The 18,352-nt window shown below is 71.0% G+C and carries 8 protein-coding genes; 4 read left to right on the forward strand and 4 right to left on the reverse strand.

The window, feature by feature from the left end; all coding sequences use genetic code 11:
• From AB0N66_RS01435 to AB0N66_RS01445, 3 genes are read right to left on the reverse strand one after another with little or no spacing between them, the layout of a single operon-like run.
• Entirely contained in the window at positions 1-5,688 is a 5,688-nt protein-coding gene (locus AB0N66_RS01435; protein WP_365426796.1) for a MupA/Atu3671 family FMN-dependent luciferase-like monooxygenase, read from the reverse strand.
• Positions 5,685-8,969 (reverse strand): beta-ketoacyl synthase N-terminal-like domain-containing protein, encoded by a 3,285-nt coding sequence (locus tag AB0N66_RS01440; protein ID WP_365426800.1) that lies wholly within the window; start codon positions 8,967-8,969, stop codon positions 5,685-5,687. The genes AB0N66_RS01435 and AB0N66_RS01440 overlap by 4 nt, the downstream gene beginning before the upstream one ends.
• Positions 8,914-10,269: an MFS transporter gene (locus tag AB0N66_RS01445; protein WP_365426803.1), complete on the reverse strand. Its 1,356-nt coding sequence runs from the start codon at positions 10,267-10,269 to the stop codon at positions 8,914-8,916. The genes AB0N66_RS01440 and AB0N66_RS01445 overlap by 56 nt, the downstream gene beginning before the upstream one ends.
• Before the next feature lie 154 nt (positions 10,270-10,423).
• Between AB0N66_RS01445 and AB0N66_RS01450 the strand changes: the two genes are divergently transcribed.
• Positions 10,424-11,485, forward strand: coding sequence for a LuxR C-terminal-related transcriptional regulator (locus AB0N66_RS01450; RefSeq protein WP_365426806.1), 1,062 nt, complete (start codon positions 10,424-10,426; stop codon positions 11,483-11,485).
• A 44-nt stretch (positions 11,486-11,529) separates the two neighbouring features.
• Here the strand turns inward: AB0N66_RS01450 and AB0N66_RS01455 are convergent, their stop codons facing one another.
• Positions 11,530-14,463, reverse strand: coding sequence for a SpoIIE family protein phosphatase (locus AB0N66_RS01455; RefSeq protein ID WP_365426808.1), 2,934 nt, complete (start codon positions 14,461-14,463; stop codon positions 11,530-11,532).
• 406 nt (positions 14,464-14,869) lie between these two features.
• On the opposite strand from AB0N66_RS01455, the gene rutA reads away from it, so the two are divergent.
• The 3 genes from rutA to AB0N66_RS01470 are packed head-to-tail and all read left to right on the forward strand — an operon-like array spanning position 14,870 to position 18,343.
• Positions 14,870-15,943 (forward strand): pyrimidine utilization protein A, encoded by a 1,074-nt coding sequence (gene rutA / locus AB0N66_RS01460; RefSeq protein ID WP_365426811.1) that lies wholly within the window; start codon positions 14,870-14,872, stop codon positions 15,941-15,943.
• A gap of 52 nt (positions 15,944-15,995) precedes the next feature.
• Positions 15,996-17,690, forward strand: coding sequence for an MFS transporter (locus AB0N66_RS01465; protein WP_365426813.1), 1,695 nt, complete (start codon positions 15,996-15,998; stop codon positions 17,688-17,690).
• Positions 17,687-18,343 (forward strand): isochorismatase family protein, encoded by a 657-nt coding sequence (locus AB0N66_RS01470; protein ID WP_365426816.1) that lies wholly within the window; start codon positions 17,687-17,689, stop codon positions 18,341-18,343. Before AB0N66_RS01465 ends, AB0N66_RS01470 begins: the two co-directional genes overlap by 4 nt.
• Positions 18,344-18,352: the final 9 nt, after the last annotated feature.

The raw sequence follows: 18,352 nt of genomic DNA on the forward strand, positions 1-18,352 counted from the left end.
TCACTCGGAGTCTGCCTCTCGGGGCGTGGCGTGTGAGGTCGGTGCCGCCGCGACACGGCGGTCGGGGTGTGCGCACAGGTCGTCGAGCAGCGTGATGTAGGAGGCGAGGAGTTCTTCGGCTGTCTCCCTGTCCCACAGGTCGGCCGAGTACTCCAGGAAGGTCCGGTATCCAAGGCTCGGGTCACGGCGCGGTGAGATGCCGAAGCACAGTTCCGCGCGGGCCACCGGCGGCGCCAGGTCCGTCACCTCGACGTCGAGTCCGGGGATCTCGATGTCGGTGTCGGGGTAGTTCTGGAAGGCCAGGATGTACGGCACCCGGTCGGGGACCTCGGTGGCACCGCCGTCGCGCATCGCCTGCATGATCCGTGCGGTGGGCAGGACGTTCGCCATCACGGCGAGCGCCTCCGCGCCGGTGCGCGCCACGAGTTCGGTGAAGCTCTCCTCGGGATCGATGCGGATCCGGACCATGACGGACGTACTGGTCATCGCCACCAGCGATTCCCACTCCGGGCCCTCGCGATTGGCGTACGGGACACACAGCAGCACGTCCCGTTCGCCGGAGAGCCGGGAGAGGTGGACGCCGAGGGCCGCCACCGTGACCGCGAACGGTGTCACGCGCCGGTCGGCCGCGAACTTCTCAAGGACGGTACGGAGTTCACCGGATCCCACGCCGCGTACCGTGCCTCCGTCACCGCTGAGTTTCTCGGGCCGGGGACGGTCCGCGGGGACATCCAGCCGGACCGGCACCCCGTCCAGATAGGTGGCGCAGTACGCGGCCCGGCGTGCCTCGGTGCCCGGGTCCTTCGCCCCCAGTTGGTGGCGTGCGTAGTCCGTGGGCTGGGCCGACGGCGCGTCGAGCGTGGGCGCGGTGCCGGCCTCGGCGGCCCGGTACAGCTCGGCGAGTTCCGACATGAGCAGCGAGTGGGCCCAGCCGTCGGCGCAGATGTGGTGCAGGACGAACATCAGCTCCCACTCGTCCTCCGCGAGCCGCAGCAGCCTCGGCGTTGCCAGCGTCGAACGGGTGATGTCGATGGGCGTCGCGGCCAGTTCACGGCGCACCTTGTCGGCGCGTGCGAGGCGCCTCTCGGGAGCCAGCCGGGTGAGATCGTCGACCTGGAGGCGCACCGGCCGCTCGGCCAGCACTTCCTGCCACCAGACGTCCTCCCCGTCCGTCCCCTCCTTCACGAAGCGCGTTCGCAGAGCATGGTGACGGTGTGTCAGTTCGGTGAGCGCCGAGCGCAGCACATCGGGGGAGAGGGCTCCCCGGAACCGGATCCTGGTCGGTACGTTCCAGATCTGGGCCTGCGGCACGGAGTAGTGGCCGGCGATCATCCGGTCCTGCTGGTCGCTCACCGGCGCCCGGTCGATGACCGTCGGGTCTCGCTGATCATTCACCGGCGCCCGGTCGACGGTCATCCGGTCTTGCTGCTCACTCACCCGGGCCCGGTCGACGATCTTGCCATCGGCCGGAGTGCCCGCCCTGCCGGGTTCCGCCAAGTCGCTTCGGCCGCCGCCCAGTTGGCGGTCCATCGCGCTCAAGGTCGCGTCCGCGAAGAAGTCCGCCAGGGCGACTTCGGCACCCAGCACCTCACGCACCCGGTTGACGAGCCGGATCGCCGCGATCGAATTGCCGCCCAGCTCGAAGAAGTTGGCGTCGTCGGCCATGTCGTCGACCCCGAGAACCGACTTCCAGACGCTGCGCAACGTCTCCCGGGACGCGGTGCCGGAAGCACCCGTCTCGGCGGGAGCACCCATGTCCCCGACCAGCTCGGCACCACCGCCCGTCATGACACCGAGGACACGGTCCAGGTCGCTCAGACAGCCCCGTACCGTTCCCTCGTCGAAGAGGTCCGCGTCGTAGCGAATACGCAGCCGCAGACCGCCGCTGCCGCTCCGAACGACCATCAACGCCAGTTCCAGCGGCGCCGATTCGGTACCTCCGTCGACCTCCTCGCCGCGCAGTCCCGGCAGCGCGAGCCGGGTCAGCGGTGCGGTGTCGAGGTCGGCCGACACGGTGATCAGCGGCCGTGGGTTGCCGCGGTCGGGGTTGACCTCCGCGAGCAGCGCGTCGACATTGACGTACTGGTGCGCGTCCGCCGCGAACAGGGCGTCGCGGGTGGCCCGTACGGCGGCGGTCAGGGACGTCGTCCCCCGCAGGGACGCCCGCAGCGGCAGCACGGCGACATGGAAACCGACGGTGTCGGCGGTCCCCGGTGTGCGTCGGCCGAAGGTCGAGCCGATGACGAACTCGTCCTGGCCCGAGCGCTCGCGCAGCACCAACTGCCAGGCGGTGAGGAGCGTGGCGAAGAGCGTGACGCCCTGCCGGCCGCTCCACCGCTGGAGCCCGACGGTACGAGCGCCGTCGAGGCGGATCTCGGCGGCCGCGCCGCTGCCGGCCACCCGGCGGCCGCGCGGCCGGTCGGTGGGCAGCGCGGGCACGGATGGCAGCGGGGCGAGATAGGTCCGCCACCACTCCAGATCGGCCGGGTCCCGGTCGGGTTCAACTGCCCCCACCGTGCTGCCGGCGGGGGCCGTGAACCGCGCGGGACGCCCCTCGATGGCCGCCTTGTAGAACTCCTCCAGGTCCGCCGCGAGAATCCCGGCGGAGTGCGCGTCGGTGATGATGTGGTGCAGGCCGAACACCAGGACGTGGTCGTCGTCGGCGAGCGTCAGCAGCCGCGGCGTGAACAACGGGCCCTCGGCCAGGTCGTACGGCCGCGAGCTCTCCTCTGCCAGCACCGCCGCGACCGCCGAGTCGGCCGCCCGCCCCCGGACGTCCGTCACTTGGAGCGGAACGTCCAGGCCACCCCGTACGACCTGCTGTACGGTCTCGTCCCCGCCGCCGGCGCGGAACACCGTTCGCAGCGCGGCGTGCCGCTCCACGAGCGCCGACACGGCGCCGGACAGCGCCGTCTCGTCCAGCGGGCCGCGCAGCCGCACCGACTGGACCTCGTTGTACGCGGCCCGGTCGCCGATCAGCTGGGAGGCGAGCCAGAGCCGTCGCTGGGCGTCGGTCGCGGGTCCCGACACGTCGGTGGTGGTGGGGTGGTGACGCTCGCGCAGGGTGTCGAGGCGGTCGAGCCCGGAGCGCGTCAGGTCGGCGGGCATTCCGAAGTCGACGAGCGCGGCGATCTCGTCGACGCCCGCCTCACGCAGCGCGTCGACCACCGGGGAGCAGGTGTCGACCGTGCCGATCAGCGCCCGCTCGTCGCAGTAGCGGTCGTATGCCCGCCGGAAGAGGTGGTCCAGGTCCTCGTCGCGCGCCGTGGCCACGTCCTGCGGGCCGGCGCCGAGTGCGCCCGCCGCGGAGCGCATCTGCAACGAGGAGCGCAGATACCGGCTCATCGGCTCCAGCGCCTGCGCACGTGCGGTGGCGTGGTCGTCGCCGAGGTAGGTGTGCAGGAGCACGGTGACCCGGCCCGCGTCGGGGTCGAGGCCATGCTTCACACGGGCCTCGCGGTAGGCGTCGATGTTCTCCGCGAGTTCAGCGACCGTCTGGTTCATCAGATTGGTGACGATGCCCAGATCGCGCCGCGCCGCCTCCTCGTACGAATCGCGCCGGCCCGAAGTGGCGAGGAACATCGGCGGCATGTCCTGCACAGGGGCGGGATGGATCCGTACGTCGGTCTCCGCGCCGTCCCCGGTCGCGCGCCGCAGGGTGCCGCCGGCCCACAGCGTCCGTACGTCGTCGAGGTGCGCGAGGCCGATCTCCTTGCGGTCCGTGAAGCGGTCCGGGTGGAGGGCGAAGTCCTGCGCGTGCCAGCCGGTGGCGCAGCCGATGCCGACCCGGCCGCCCGAGAGGTTGTCGACGACCGACCACTCCTCGGCGACCCGGACAGGATCGTGCAGCGGCAGGACGACTGAACCGGCGTTCAGCCGGATGCGGCTGGTCTCCCGGGCCAGCGCGGCGGCCAGCACGGACGGGTTGGGGAAGAGACCGCCGAAGGAATGGAAGTGGCGCTCCGGTATCCAGAGGGAGCTGAAGCCGTGCTCGTCGGCGAAACGGGCCGTCTCGACGATCCGCTCGTAGGAGTCGGCGGGCCGGGGAGGGGCGGGTTCGGTGCCTTGCCGGGCGGAGGCCGCGTCCGGGTAGTCGCCGAAGAAGTACACCCCGAAGTCGGGAGCCGGGCGGGGGCGCGCGGACCGCGGCCGCGGCTTCGGCCTCGGTGCGTGTTGGCGGGTCGCCGGGAGGAAACCGCCCTGGCGCAGGGCGCGCAGGGAGTCCTTCACCGCGTCCGAGACCCGCTCGATGTCGCTGTCGGTGTGGGCGGTGGAGAGGTAGAAGCTGCGCCACTCCCACACGTAGACGCCGCGCAGCAGGAGGTGTTGGTAGAGCAGCTCCATGTCGGCGCGGGCGGTGAACCGGAACATCGACCCGAAGTGGCTGAGTTCCAGGGGGAATTCCTTGCGCCCGAAGAACGCGTTCAGGTCGGCGGCGAGGGCGTCCGTACGGGCGTTGAGCCGTTCCTGGAGACCCGGGCCCTCGGCGATGAGGTGGGTCAGCACCGCCTTGGCCGCCGCCATGGACAGCGGGTGCTGCATGTACGTACCGCCGAAGAAGGTGGTCTCGACCTCGGGGCGGCTGTCGTCGCCGTACCGCCAGAAACCGCCGTCCACGCCGTCCAGGATGTCGGCGCGGCCCGCGACGGCGCCGATCGGGAAGCCACCGCCGAGTGCCTTGCCGTAGGTGGCCAGGTCGGGGACGACACCGAAGTGGTGCTGTGCGCCACGCGGGTGCGGGCGCAGACCGGTGAGCATCTCGTCGAAGAGCAGCACGATGCCGCGCCGCCGGGTGAGTTCGCGCAGGCCGCGCAGGAACTCGACCGGGCGCAGGGTGGGGTTGCGGCACTGGACCGGCTCGACGAGAACCGCGGCGATGGTGTCGCCGAGCGCGTCAATGGTCTCCAGGGCCTCCTGGCTGCCGTATTCGAGGACGATCAGCTCCGCCACGGCGCTGTCCGGGATGCCGGGCGAGACGGGCACCGAGCGCCCGGCGTCCGGGCCGGGACGGCCGAGCACGGAGTCGATGTGGCCGTGGTACGACCCGCGGAACATGACGATGCGGTCGCGTCCCGTTGCGGCGCGCGCGAGCCGGATGGCGGCGGAGTTCGCCTCGGTACCGGAGTTCGCGAACGCCACCCGCTCCATACCGGTCAAGTCGGCCAGCAGCTGGGCGACTTCACCCGCCTCCACCGGGCGGGGGCCGAACCGCAGCCCCTGGGCGAGGTGTTCGTGCACGGCCCGTGTGACGAACTCCGGCTCGTGGCCGAAGAGAAGCGCACCGAAGCCCATCGTGATGTCGGTGTAGTCGTTGCCGTCCACGTCCGTCAGACGCGCTCCGCGCGCCGAGCGGGCCGCGAGGGGGTACAGCGTCTCCTTGGTGGAGCGGCGGAACCCGACGACGGCCCGGCTGTCGGCGAGGACGGAACGCCGGCTCTGCGCCAGCTCCTTGGACGTGCGGGTGCGTTCGGTCAGCTGTCGGCTGAGGTCGGCGGCGTGGGCCCGTTGCCGGGCGTCGGCGGTGTCGCCCAGCATCCCGGAGCCGTCCGGGAGGGTTACGTGAGGGCCGTGCACTGCGGGTGGCGGGGGTGGCGGGGGTGGCGTCGCCGTAAGGCGGCTGGCCGCGGCGAGTTGCTCGGTGAGCCTTCGGGAGAGTTCCGCGGCCCGGTCCGCAGCGGTCGTACTCACCGGGCGCGCTCGGCGGTGAGCAGGGCGACCGCTTCGGAGAGCTGGGTCAGCATGGCGGCCTGCGTCTCGGCGAGCAGGTTCACCTGGCGGGTCAGTTCGGCGATCTCGGCGCGGGAGGCGTACTCCGGGGCTGGGACGGCAAGGGGTTCGGTCGGTGCTGGTGCTGGTGCTGGTGCTGGTGTCGTTGTTGGCGTCGGCGTCGGCGTCGGCGTCGGCGTGTACACCGTGGTCTCGGGCTCCGGCTCGCCCCGTCCCGCCCGCGAGGCGATCAGGCGGGCGGTCAGCTCCGGCGTGGGCGCCTCTTCGAGAAGCTCCCGGGCGGAGACCCGCACCCCGAACTCGCCCTCCAACTGCCGCAGTATGCCGATGAGTTGGAGCGAGTCCGCGCCGAGAGCGACAAACGCGTCCCCCGCGCCCACCTCGTCGGCGCGATAACCGAGGTGCTGCGAAGTGAGCTCAAGTACCCGTTCCAGGACTGCCTGTTCGGTCATGCCAACCTCCATGGAACCTTCGCTTGCGGGTGCGGGGTCCGCTACCGGACGGGGACGGGGACGGGGATCTGGACGTGGACGGGAAAGCGGCGGCGGTCCGGTCCAGTACGACCGGTGTTGGAAGGGGGACTTGGGAAGCTGGATCCGCCGTCCCCCGCAGCCGTCGAGGAGCGCCGCCCAGTCGATGCCCACGCCGGCGCAGTGCAGGGCGGCCACCGCCGACCACAGGCCCTCCGTGCCGGAGCCGTGCCCCTGGGTCGGTACGCAGAGGGTGCCGGGCAATGCCCGGCGGGCCATGCCGGTGAGCGGCGCGCCGGGCCCGAGCTCTATCAGGGCGTTGCTCGGCGCGAGAGTGCGCAACTCGTCCACTGCGTCGCTCGGTGCGAGGGTGCGCAGCACCGCGTGGAAGTCCGCCGGGTGCCGGGCCTGACGTACGAGGTAGTCGGCGTCGGGCAGCCAGCCCGGTGCGCGCACCGCGCCGTCGAGTCCGCTGACGAACGCCAGCCGCACCGGGCGTAGTTCCGTCTTCTCCACGGCCCTGCGCAGCTCGTCGAGCACCGGGTCGAGCAGCTCGGTGTGGAAGGCGCGGTCGACGGGGACCGGCTCACCCGCCAACCCGTGCCCGGTCAGCCGGATCCGGGCCGCTTCCACGGCCTGGGGGCGGCCCGCGACCACATGGTTGGCGGGCCCGTTGGACACCGCGAGTTCGAGGCGGCCATGTCCGGACCGGCTGCTCTCGTCGAGGAGTTGGCGTACGCGCTCCAGTGGAGCGAACACGGCGAGCATCGCGCCGGGTTCGGTGTCCTGCATGAGCCGGCCCCTGCGGCACATCAGCCGCATGCCGTCCGCCACCGACAGGGCTCCCGCGACGCACAGGGCGGCGAACTCCCCGGCGCTGTGCCCGGCGACGGCGGCGGGGGACACCCCGAACTGCCGCCAGAGCATGGCCTGGGCGACCTGGAAGGCGTAGATCGCCGGCTGCGCGAAGGCGGTGTCCCACTGCTGAGGTGCCGCCCCGCCGACGAGCCGGTCGAGGAAGTACCGTTCCCCGGTCTCCTCCTCATGGACGCGGGCGCACTGCTCAAGGACGTCGGCCACCACGGGGAACCGGCCGGCGAGCGCCGCGGCCATGCCGGGGCGACCGCCGCCCTGTCCGCTGAAGACGTACGCGGCCGAGGCCGCCGGTGCCGTGATGTCCACGGTCCCCGTGCGGTACGGCGTGGTGGGCGCCGCGATGCCCCGAGGGTCCGCGAGGAACGCGTCGAGCGCGGCCACCAGCCCCTCGGCGGGCGCGGTGACGACCAGCCGCCGGGACAGATGCCGGCGCCCGAGCGCGGTCGTCGTCAGGAGATCGGCCGGTGCGATGCCCGGGTCACGCACCAGAGCGTCGCGGAAGGAACGGACGTACGCCTCCAGGGCCTCGGGGCTCTGCGCCGACAGGGGCAGGAGAGTCGGCACCGGAGCGCCCTCCGTCCGTACGAGGTCTGCCGGGGCTTCCTCCAGAATCACGTGAGCGTTGGTGCCGCCCATGCCGATGGAGTGGACGCCCGCCCGCCGTGGTCCGTGGGACGGCCAGGCGGTGGACCGTTGCGGGAGCGTGAACGGGCTTTTGTCCAGGCCGAGTTGGGGATTGGGCCGGGTGAAGTTGACCAGCGGGGGAATGACGCCGTGGCGCAGTACCAGGATGGCCTTGATCAGTCCGGCGAGGCCGGCGGCGCTGTCCAGGTGCCCGATGGCCGGCTTGGTCGAGCCCAGCGCGCAGAAGCCCGTGCGGTCGGTGTGTCGGCGGAAGGCCTCGGTGAGCGCGGCGAACTCGATCGGGTCACCCTTGTAGGTGCCGGTGCCGTGCGCCTCCAGATAGCCGATCTCATCGGCGGAGATCCCGGCACGCTCCAGCGCGCCGAGCACCGCGTCCCGCTGTCCCGCGACCCCGGGAGCCGCGAAACCGGCTTTGCCCGCACCGTCGTTGGTGACGGCGGAGCCCAGTACGACCGCGTGCACGGTGTCGCCGTCGGCGAGCGCCTTCGCCAGCGGCTTGAGCACCACGGCGGCCACCCCGTTGCCTCCGACCGTGCCGTCCGCGTCGGCGTCGAAGGCCCGGACCACGCCGCTCCTGGAGATCGTCGAGCCCTTCATGTGCCGGTGCCCGGTGACCTGCGGCAGGTGCAGCGCTGCGGAACCCACCACCATCGCCTCCGCATCGCCCGCCAGGAGCGCCTGGCAGGCCAGATGGACCGAGACGAGCGCGCTCGAACAGGCCGTCGCGACGTTCACCGCGGGCCCGTCGAGCCCGAGCCGGAACGCCGCCCGGTTGGCGGTGAAGTCGGCGTAGTTGCCGACCTGGATCTGCTTCACGGCGTTCCAGTCGGCGGTGCGGGCCGACTCTCCGATGTTGGACGCCAGATAGCTGTGCAGGGAGTAGAGGCGGTAGCCGACGCTCGCGTACACCCCGACCCGCTCCCCGGAACCGGCGTACCCGGCGTCCTCCAGCGCGTGGTGGCAGCACTCGAGGAACAGCCGCTGCTGAGGATCGGTCAGAGTGGCCTCGCGGCCGCTCATCCCGAAGAACCGGGCGTCGAAGCCGTCGATGTCGTGCAGGAGCGCACTGGCTCCGGCGAAGTCCGGGTCCCGGTAGAGGTCCTCGGCAAGGCCGGCGGCCGCGAACTCCGCGTCGGTGAAACGTCGTACGTGCGAGACGCCGTCCCGGATGTCCTGCCAGTACTGCTCCGGTGTCTCAGCTCCCGGAAACCTCAGCGCCATCCCGACGACCGCCACGCGCCGGTCCCGCATCGTCTGCCCCCTTCTGACTCCCGCTGTTTCTGCCACTCGCCGACACCACCTCCCGCGTTCCTCGCTGCCGCAGCACCCGGACCACGAAGACCAGCGCGACGGCGATGGCGACGCCGTGCGCGACACCGACGACCGACAGCGCCGTGAAGGAGTCCAGCGCGGCGGCGACCACGATCATCCCGACGCCGAAGCCGAGGTTCTCCACCGTGGCCGAGGTCCCGAACGCGTGGGTCCGCACCGTGCCCGGCAGGCTCTGCAGGTGCGAGGTGTACGACACTTCGGTGAGCCCGTCGGCCGCGCCCGCCAGCAGCGCGATCGCGATCGTCGCGGCCCAGGGAAGCCCGGCGAAGGCCAGAATGAAGGCGCCGGACATCGCGATGGTGCCGAGCCCGAAGCCCAGGGCTCCGACCGAGCGGCCCGTCCGCTTGGTGTACCGCTGCAACACCTGCTGGACGAGAATGTTGCCGAGCGCCCACACGCACCAGAAGACACTGACGAACACCGCCGGGTTGTCGGCGTCGATCTCGGTGGAGTACACGGGCAGGGCCGCGTTGTGCGAGGAGGAGCCCAGGGCGTCGACGCCGCGCAGCAGCACCATCAGAGCGAGCGCCGGTGCCGCGCCCAGCGCGGTGAAGCGGGAGAGGACCCGGCGCCTGCCCTCGGTGTCCGCGTCCTTCGCACCGTTTGCAGCAGCCTCCCCGCTGGGGCTGAGGGCGATCGGGAGCAGCGCGACGGTGAGGGCGCACACCAGGAACGAGGCCATGTCCACCAGGAAGGCCGCGGTGTAGCCGAGGAGTGACACCACCACGCCCGACGACGCGAATCCGGCCACCATGGCCAGTGAACGCCCGCTGACCATGAAGGAGTTCGCCCAGGTCTTGCGGTCATCACCCACGATGTCCGGAATGGAGCTGCGCAGGGCGACCATGAACACGGTGCCGGAGAAGCCGACCACCGCCGAGACGACGAACAGCGAAACGGTGTGGAGCCCGTCCGGGGCCAGAATCAGGAGCAGCAGCGCCGCGGCCTGGGCCACGTTGGCCCAGAGCATGACCCCCTTGGCGGAACACCGGGCGAGCACCGTACCGGCCACGAGCCCCGCCACGAACCCCGCGGCCAGCCGCACCGCCATGAACACGCCGACGGCCAGCGCCCGGCCCGTCACGGCGTACACGTACAGGTTGAGCGCCACCATGTTGAGGAACGTGCCGTACGACGAGATCGCGTAGCCGGTCACCAGGATCCGGTACCGCTGTTCCTTGAGCGCCTGTTCTCCGGGCGCTGCCGTGCCGGTCGTCACGAATGAACCCGCCCCGAGTCATGGTCGTGTCGCACAAAGCCGGACATGGGGCCTCTCGTTCGTGAACGCACGAGCGAGGGCGCTCCGTTCACCATAGAGAGGCTGTCGCTCGCCCGTTCGGGAGTCGATGCGTACGAATGTAATCTGCACAGTTGTGAAGCACGAGCAATCCGGTACCGCCTCCTGCAATTGCGGCGAATCGCCCCTGGAACACCCCTGCGAGGCGGCGCTGGCCACCTACCGGGAAGCGCTGCGTGAGGGCCGCGTCGCACGTGGTGAGGTGCCGACCTGCTTGCGCGAACTCCATCTCGTCATCGACGCCCCGGAGGTGCCGGAGTACGCCGTGCCCGTGCCGCCCGCCGCGGCGGCCTTCGCGACGGCCGGTCCGCTGGAGGACCTGATGGCGCGGCAGCGCATGGCCCTGCGGTCAGTGCAGGCGCGGCTGGCCGCCTTCGAAGCGGTCTACACGCAGGAGCAGGAGACGGCGCGGCCCTCGATCGTCCGGCTCACCGGGAAGGCCGTCATCAACGCGGCGCTCGAAGCGGCCGTGGGCGGTTGCCGGTACGAGCTGCTCACGGCGCAGCCCGGCGGCGGGCGACCCGAGGCGGCACTGGCTCAAGCCCTGCGAAGGGACTTACGGGCCCTTGGCCGCGGAGTCCGCCAGCGCACCGTCTACCAGCACACCGTCCAGACCCACCGCCCGACCATGGCGTACATCGAGCAGGTCACGGCGGCCGGGGCCAGGGTGCGCACCCTGGCGGAGGTCGTCGAACGCTTCATCATCTGCGACCGCGAGGTCGCCTTCGTCCAGGCGTCCGACGAGGAATCGGCCTACAGGGTGGCCCGCGAGGCGGCACATGGGATGGCACACGGCATGGCGCGGGGGGTGGTCGACGGGGTACTGGAGATCAGGGACCCGTCACTGGTCCGCTTCCTGGCCCGGTCCTTCGATCAGACCTGGGAGCACGCGATGCCCGTGCACCACGCGTTCTCGGCGCCGCGCAACCATGTCGTCGCCTCCGATCTGCAGCGGACCATCCTGCGGGCCGTGATCTCCGGGGAAACGGACAGCGTCATCGCCCGCCGACTGGGGATGAGCCGCCGCAGTGTGGCCGAGCACGTCCGCAAAGTCTCCGTGCAGCTGGGCAGCGGCAGCCGGGCCCAGCTCGGCTACCTCCTCGCCACCACCGGACTACTGGACAGCGACGACGACTGACGTGTGGACAGCCTGTCTTCCGGCTTCTCGGTGCTCCTTCGGGTCTACCGGTCCTCGTCCCCGAAGGGCAGCGCGTCCAGGTCCCCCGTGAAGTCCCCCACGTTCGGGAACATCAACTCCAGGGCGTCGGACGGCGGTTCCGGCCGGCTGTCCGGGGTGAGCAGTGCCTGTTCCGTCCAGATACATTTCCCCGTCGCCGTGTAGCGCGTACCCCAGCGCTGGGAGAGGGCCGTGACCAGTTGCAGGCCGCGGCCGCCTTCGTCCGTCTCCGTCGCGCGGCGGATTCGGGGCATCGTCAGGCTGCCGTCGAACACCTCGCAGATCAGTTCGGCGCCGTGCAGGAGGCGCAGGCTGACGGGTCCTTTGGCGTGGCGTACCACGTTGCCCACCAGTTCGCTGGCCAGGAGTTCCGTGGTTGAGGTCAGGTCGTCCAGGCCCCACTCGTGGAGCTGTTCCCGGACGTGGCGGCGGGCCTGGCCGGCCGCCCGAGGGTCCTCGGGGAGGGGCCAGGAAGCCATCCGGTCGCCGGTCAGGGCGTGCAGGCGGGCGACGAGGAGGGCCGCGTCGTCGGCCGTCGGGTGTTCGGCGGGAAGCAGGCCCGCTGTGAGGGTGTCGCAGAGCCGCTCCAGGTCCGCGCCGGTCTCGGTCCCGTGCGCCGCGCTCAGCAGACGCGCCAGGTCCGCCATTCCCTCGTCCATCTCGCGCTTCGACGACTCCACAAGGCCGTCGGTGTAGAGCACCAGCAGGCTTCCCTCCGGCACCGTCAACTCGACGGTCTCGAACGGTGGTTCAGCGGCGCCCAGCGGTGGGTCCGCCGCCGCGTCCGAGAAGTACACCGTGCCGTCCGGATGGACCACCGCCGGCGGGGGATGGCCGGCCCGGGCGATGGAACAGATCTGGGTTGTCGAGTCGTAGAGCGCGTACAGGCATGTCACGTACGACTCCTCGCCCATGCCGCTGACGATGTCGTTCAGGTGGCTCATGATCTCGTCGGGGGGAAGCTCCAGGTCGGCCAGCGTGTGGACCGCTGTGCGCAGCCGGCCCATGGTGGCAGCCTCCGGCAGGCCGTGGCCCATCACGTCGCCGACGACCAGGGCGACCTGGCCCCCGGAGAGCGGGATGATGTCGTACCAGTCGCCGCCCACGTCCATGCCCTGCCCGGCGGGAAGGTAGCGGGCGGCCGCCGTGCACGCGGGCAGGTCGGGCAGGTCCCGGGGGAGCAGGCTGCGCTGGAGTTCGCGGGAACGGGTGTGCTCGGCGTCGTAGAGCCGGGCCCGCTCCAGGGCCTGGGCGACGAGGGCGCTGATGGTGGTCAGCAGGGTGCGTTCCTCGTCGGTGAGGCGGCGCGGGCGGTCGAAGGACACGACGCAGACGCCGAAGGTGTGGCCTGACGCCGTCAGCGGCAGGAACGCCCAGGCCTGTTTACCCGCGCGCGCGGGCCGGTGGGCCAGCTCCGGCGAGTGCGCGATGTACTCATCCACGGAGGACAGGAACAAGGGCGTACCGGACGCGATGGCGTCCCAGGACGGTTCGCCGACCGTGCGGGGGAGGTCGTTGACGAGGGGGAGGAAGCCGTCCGGATAGCCGACCGCTCCCACGTTGTACAGCCGGTCGCCTTCAAGCGCCTGCACCAGGACCGCGGTGGCGGCGAAGGGCGGCAGCACCCGGTGGGCGACCGCGTCCACCACGTCCTGCGAGGTCGTCGCCTTGGCGAGGGAGGTCGTCAGCTCCGCGATCCGGGCCGCGCGTTGGCCCGCGGCGAGCTCGGACGCCCGGCGCTCCTCCTCGTGCTGTCGCTTCTCGGTGACGTCGGTGAGGTAGAGAGTGCGGCCGTCGGGGCCCGGGACCAGCCGCAGGTGGTAGCGACGGTCGGCCTCTCCCAGCTGGACGTCGAAGCCGACGGGCTTCTCCTCGGCCGCGGCCTTCCGGCAGCGGCTCTCCAGTCCGGGGACGTCCTGGGCGCCGGGGAGCTCCCACAGGACGCGCCCGAACAGCTCCTCCTCGGAGAAGCCCAGCGTGCGTTCCGCCTGGAGGTTGGCGAAGGTGATCCGCCACTCCTCGTCCACCGCCAGGAAGCCGTCGCTCATGTGGCGCAGGGCGCGGCTGAGCGCGTCACGGGCGGAGCGGGACTCGTCGCTCGCCCAGCCCACACCGATCATCCGGAGGGGCTCACCCTGCTCGTCGTACGTCGCTCGGGCGCGGGCCTGTGTCCAGCCGTACGTGCCGTCCAGGCGGCGTACCCGGTACTCGGCCTCGAACACGCCGTGGTCGCGGATCGCCCGCCCCACCGCGTCCAGCGTCGGCGCCAGGTCGTCGGGGTGGACGCACGCCATCCAGTTCTCGACCCTGGCGGTGTAGTCCTCCGGCCTGGTGCCATAGAGCTCCAGGGCCGCTTCGTCCCAGAGCAGCTCGCCACCCTGGATGTCCCAGTCCCACGAGCCGACACTGACCTCTTTCAGTGCCTGCCGCAGCCTGTCACGCCTGCCCCTCAGCTCCGCCTGCGAAGGTCCGGACGGCGGCGGCCCCTGGCCCATGCGCTGCTCGGTCCAGTCGACCACGGCCCGCAGGAAGTCCCACTGCTTCGGGGTCGGCTCGCCCTCGTCGCCCGTCAGGACCGTGAGTGCGCCGATGCTGCGTTCCCCGCCGAACACCGGTACGGCGGCCAGTCCGGTGCCGGGCCAGGTGACTTCCGGGGCCGAAGGCGCGGGCTTCAGTGGCGCCCACACGCCGCTGCCCTGGTACAGCGCCCGGGCGGGGGCCAGCGGGCCCTCCTGGTCGATGATCTCCCAGGGCCGGGTGAGAGCGGGAGGCAGACCGGTCGACGACACCAGGCGCAGAGCGGACATGGGGCCGCGAAGGTGAATCGTCCCCCCGAGGGCGCTCAGCTCGCCCACCGCGTGCTGGAGTGCCAGCCGGAAGACCTCACTCTCGGCGACGCCGGAATCGACCGTACTGAGCAGCGCCAGACGTGCGTTCATGTTGCAAAATTTTACCGTTCTCACCTCAAAGGATGCACTGCTTCGCAGGATTCTCACCTGCCGCTTCGGTTACGGGAAATGGGTCCCAACAGGTGGGATTCCAGGTCGAGTTGGAGCAGGCTTTCGTTTGCTCCCACCATGGGCGGCCAGCCGGGTGACAATGGGCCGAAATCAGGAGAATTTCTGGCTCCGCGCGCGGAATCTCCCGGCCGTCCGGCGCGCCGGAACCTCGGCGTCGAGCTCGTCCGGCGCGCGGTGGCACGGCTGCCGTGTAGTACACCGTTCACAGATCGGGAGGTGCGCAGTAACGATCGATGAATACAGTCGAAGTCACCCTGGAACCCCCTGATCACGCGCGCACGTTGTCACCCCGTCAGGCTCACCCCACCCGCCAGCGAGGAGCGGCATGGACATCGGCGTATTCATCCCCATCGGCAACAACGGCTGGCTCATATCGAAGAGTTCACCCCAGTACCTGCCGAGCTTCGAGCTGAACAAGGCCATCGTCCAGAAGGCCGAGGAGCACGGACTCGACTTCGCGCTGTCGATGATCAAGCTCAAGGGGTTCGGCGGCGAGACCGAGTTCTGGGACCACAACCTGGAGTCGTTCACCCTGATGGCGGGCCTGGCCGCAGTGACGGACCGGATCAAGCTGTACGCCTCCACGCCGATCCTTGTGCTGCCGCCCGCGATCGTCGCGCGCATGGCCGTGACCATCGACTCGATCGCCCCCGGCCGCTTCGGCATCAACATCGTCACCGGCTGGGCGCCCGGCGAGTACTCCCAGATGGGCCTGTGGCCCGGGGACGAGCACTTCGGCAACCGCTACGCGCGCGCGGTCGAGTACGTCACCGTGATGAAGGAGCTGTGGAGCGAGGGCGTCAGCAACTTCAAGGGCGAGTTCTACGAGATGGACGACTGCGTGCTGTCCCCGCGCCCGGCGAACGGGCACATCGGCATCGTCGCCGCGGGCCAGAGCGGCACCGGCATGAAGTTCGCCGCCGAGCACGCCGACTACAGCTTCATCCTGGGCAGCGGCGTCAACACCCCGCTCGCGCTCTCCGACAGCACGGCCACCCTCGTGGACGCGGTGAAGAAGACCGGCCGTGACGTCGGCGCACTCTCGCTCTTCATGGTCATCGCCGACGAGACCGACGAGGCCGCCCAGGCGAAATGGCGGGACTACCACGACAACGCGGACTTCGCGGCGCTGGCGTACATGGCAGGGGAGACGGCCACGGACACGACCGCCGACGACTCCTCGACCGCCCGGACCATCTCGCTCCCCGAGGGCGCGGTGAACCTCAACATGGGCACGCTGGTCGGGTCGTACGAGACCGTCGCGAAGCTGCTCGACGAGGTCGCCGAGGTCGACGGCACCAAGGGGATCATGCTTGTCTTCGACGACTTCCTCGAAGGCCTCGAGAACTTCGGTACGCGCGTCCAGCCGCTGATGAAGTCGCGCTCGCTTCCGCAGTGAGCACGCCCGAAGTGAGCACGCCCAGAGCGGGCTGGACGTGTGGTCGGTCCTGATGCCCGAGGAGGAGCGCGCCGTCCGCGGTCCGTGGCGGGTGTTCGCCGCCACGGCGGTGGGCGTGGTCGCCGTGTTCCTCAACATGAGCGGGCTCACCGTCGCGCTGCCCACGATCACCCGGGAGCTGGGGGCGGGCCCCGGGCAGGCCGACTGGATCCTGCTCGGCTACATGCTGGTCACCACCGCGTTGATCCTCGCCTTCGGCCGGATCGCCGACATCGTCGGCCGCCGCAGGCTCTATCTGGCCGGGCTCGTCGTCTTCACCGCGGCGACCGGGCTCGCGGCGGTGTCCCCGTCGGCGGAGTTCCTGATCGCGGCACGGATCGTGCAGGCGGTCGGTGCCGCCGCCGTCATCACCAACAACACCGCCCTGCTGACCGACGTGTTTCCCGCGCGGAACCTGGGCCGGGCACTCGGATGGAACGTGACGGTGGCCTCGGTGGCCCAGGTCGCCGGACCGCTCGTGGGCGGCGCCGCGACCGAACTGCTGGGCTGGCGAGGGCTGTTCATCGTCTGCGTGCCGATCGGACTGCTCGCGATCGTCGCGTCGGTACTGGTCATTCCGCGGAGCGGTGCGGGTGGTGCGGGTGGTGTCCGGCGGGCCGGTGGTGTCCGGCGGATTGGTGGTGTCTGGCGGATCGGCGGTGTCTGGCGGTCCGGTGGTGCCTGGTGGTCCGGCGGGGTCCAGCGGTCTGGCGGGGTCCGTGAACCGTTCGACCTATCGGGTGCGCTGCTGTCCATGGCGATGCTGACCGCTCTGGTCCTCGCGCTGACCCCCAGCGCCACGGCCACCGTCGCCGGATGGCTGCCGTGGGTCTGCGGCGGCGCGGCCGTCGCGCTCTTCGCGGTGTTCGTCATCGTCCAGACGCGGCGCTCGCACCCCCTGGTCGACGTCGCGTTGCTGCGTACCCGCGCGATCTCCCTGGTGCTCGCCGCCGTGCTCGCCCATGCGGTCAGCACGTACGCCGTCGTGCTGCTGGCGTCGCTGCACGAGCAGGCGGCCGGCGGAGCCACTCCCCTGGAGGCGGGGGTGCTGGTGACACCGGTCGCGGTCGGCACGCTGATCACCTCGGCGGTCGCCGGATCGCTGTTCGACCGCTTCACTCCCCGAGCTCTGACGACCGCCGGCCTGACGATGACGGCGTGCGGGCTGCTGGGCTTCTCACTGACCCTGTCGACGACGGCTGTGCCCTTCCGGGCGGTGGCGCCGTTCCTCTTCCTCGTCGGGGCCGGCACCGGGCTGTTCATGACGCCCAGTACGAGCGCGCTGATGCTCAGCGTGCCGGCGGACCGGCGCGGGATAGCCAACGGCCTGCGCTCGACCACGCAGAACGTGGGCTATCTGCTCAGTACGGCGCTCGCGCTCGCGTTCACGACGACCGGACTGAGCGAACCGGCCCGGCGGGCCGCGTACGAAGGGACACTGAACGTGCTCGCGTCGGGCGAGCTGAGCCGGTTCGTTGCCAACATCCGCGTCACCGGGTTCGTCCTCACGGGCATCGCCGTGGCGGGGGCGGCGATCTGCCTGGCGTTTCCTACGTCGCTGCGGGCGCCGCGTACGGCTGATGTCGCCGGTCCCGCTGACATCGGTGGTGCCGCCGACACCGGCGGTGCGGCCGACACCGGCGGTGCGGCCGATCCCGCCACGGACACCGACCCCGAACCCGCCACCACACGAAGGGCGATGCCATGACCGGTTCCCAGCAGGAGGACTACGAACGCGCCGGGTTCGACGGGCGGCTCACCCCCGGCACCTCCCCAGCACTGCTCCTGGTGGACCCCGCCCGCGCCTACGTCGACCCGGACTGTCCGCTCTACGCCGGGGTCGAGCCGGCGGTCGAGGCGATGAGAGTCCTGCTGGCCGACGCACGCCGGGCCGGGATCCCGGTCGTCATCACGCAGGTACGGCTGCGGGCGGACGGCAGCGACGGCGGCGTCTTCTTCCGCAAGATCCCCACGCTGCGGGCGTTCATCGAGGGCAGCCCGTACGGCGACTTCATCGACGGACTGGCCCCGACGGCGACCGAACTGACGGTGACGAAGCAGTACCCGAGCGCCTTCTTCAACACCACGCTGGCCGCCCACCTGACCTCGGGCGGCATCGACACCCTGCTCATCGCCGGCCTGTCGACAAGCGGCTGCGTCCGCGCCACCGCGCTCGATGCCATGCAGTACGGATTCATCCCGGTCGTGGTCGAGGAGGCGGTGGGCGACCGGGATCCGGACGTCCACGCGGCGAACCTCTTCGACATCAAGCACAAGATCGGCGAGGTCTGGCCGATGGAGCGCGTTCAGGATTACCTCGCAGATAAAACGGCTTCGCCGCAGCCTGATCGACGCCGGTAGCATCCGTGC

Origin of the sequence: Streptomyces sp. NPDC093544 (assembly GCF_040683495.1) — a bacterium.
In the GTDB taxonomy this organism is placed as follows: domain Bacteria; phylum Actinomycetota; class Actinomycetes; order Streptomycetales; family Streptomycetaceae; genus Streptomyces.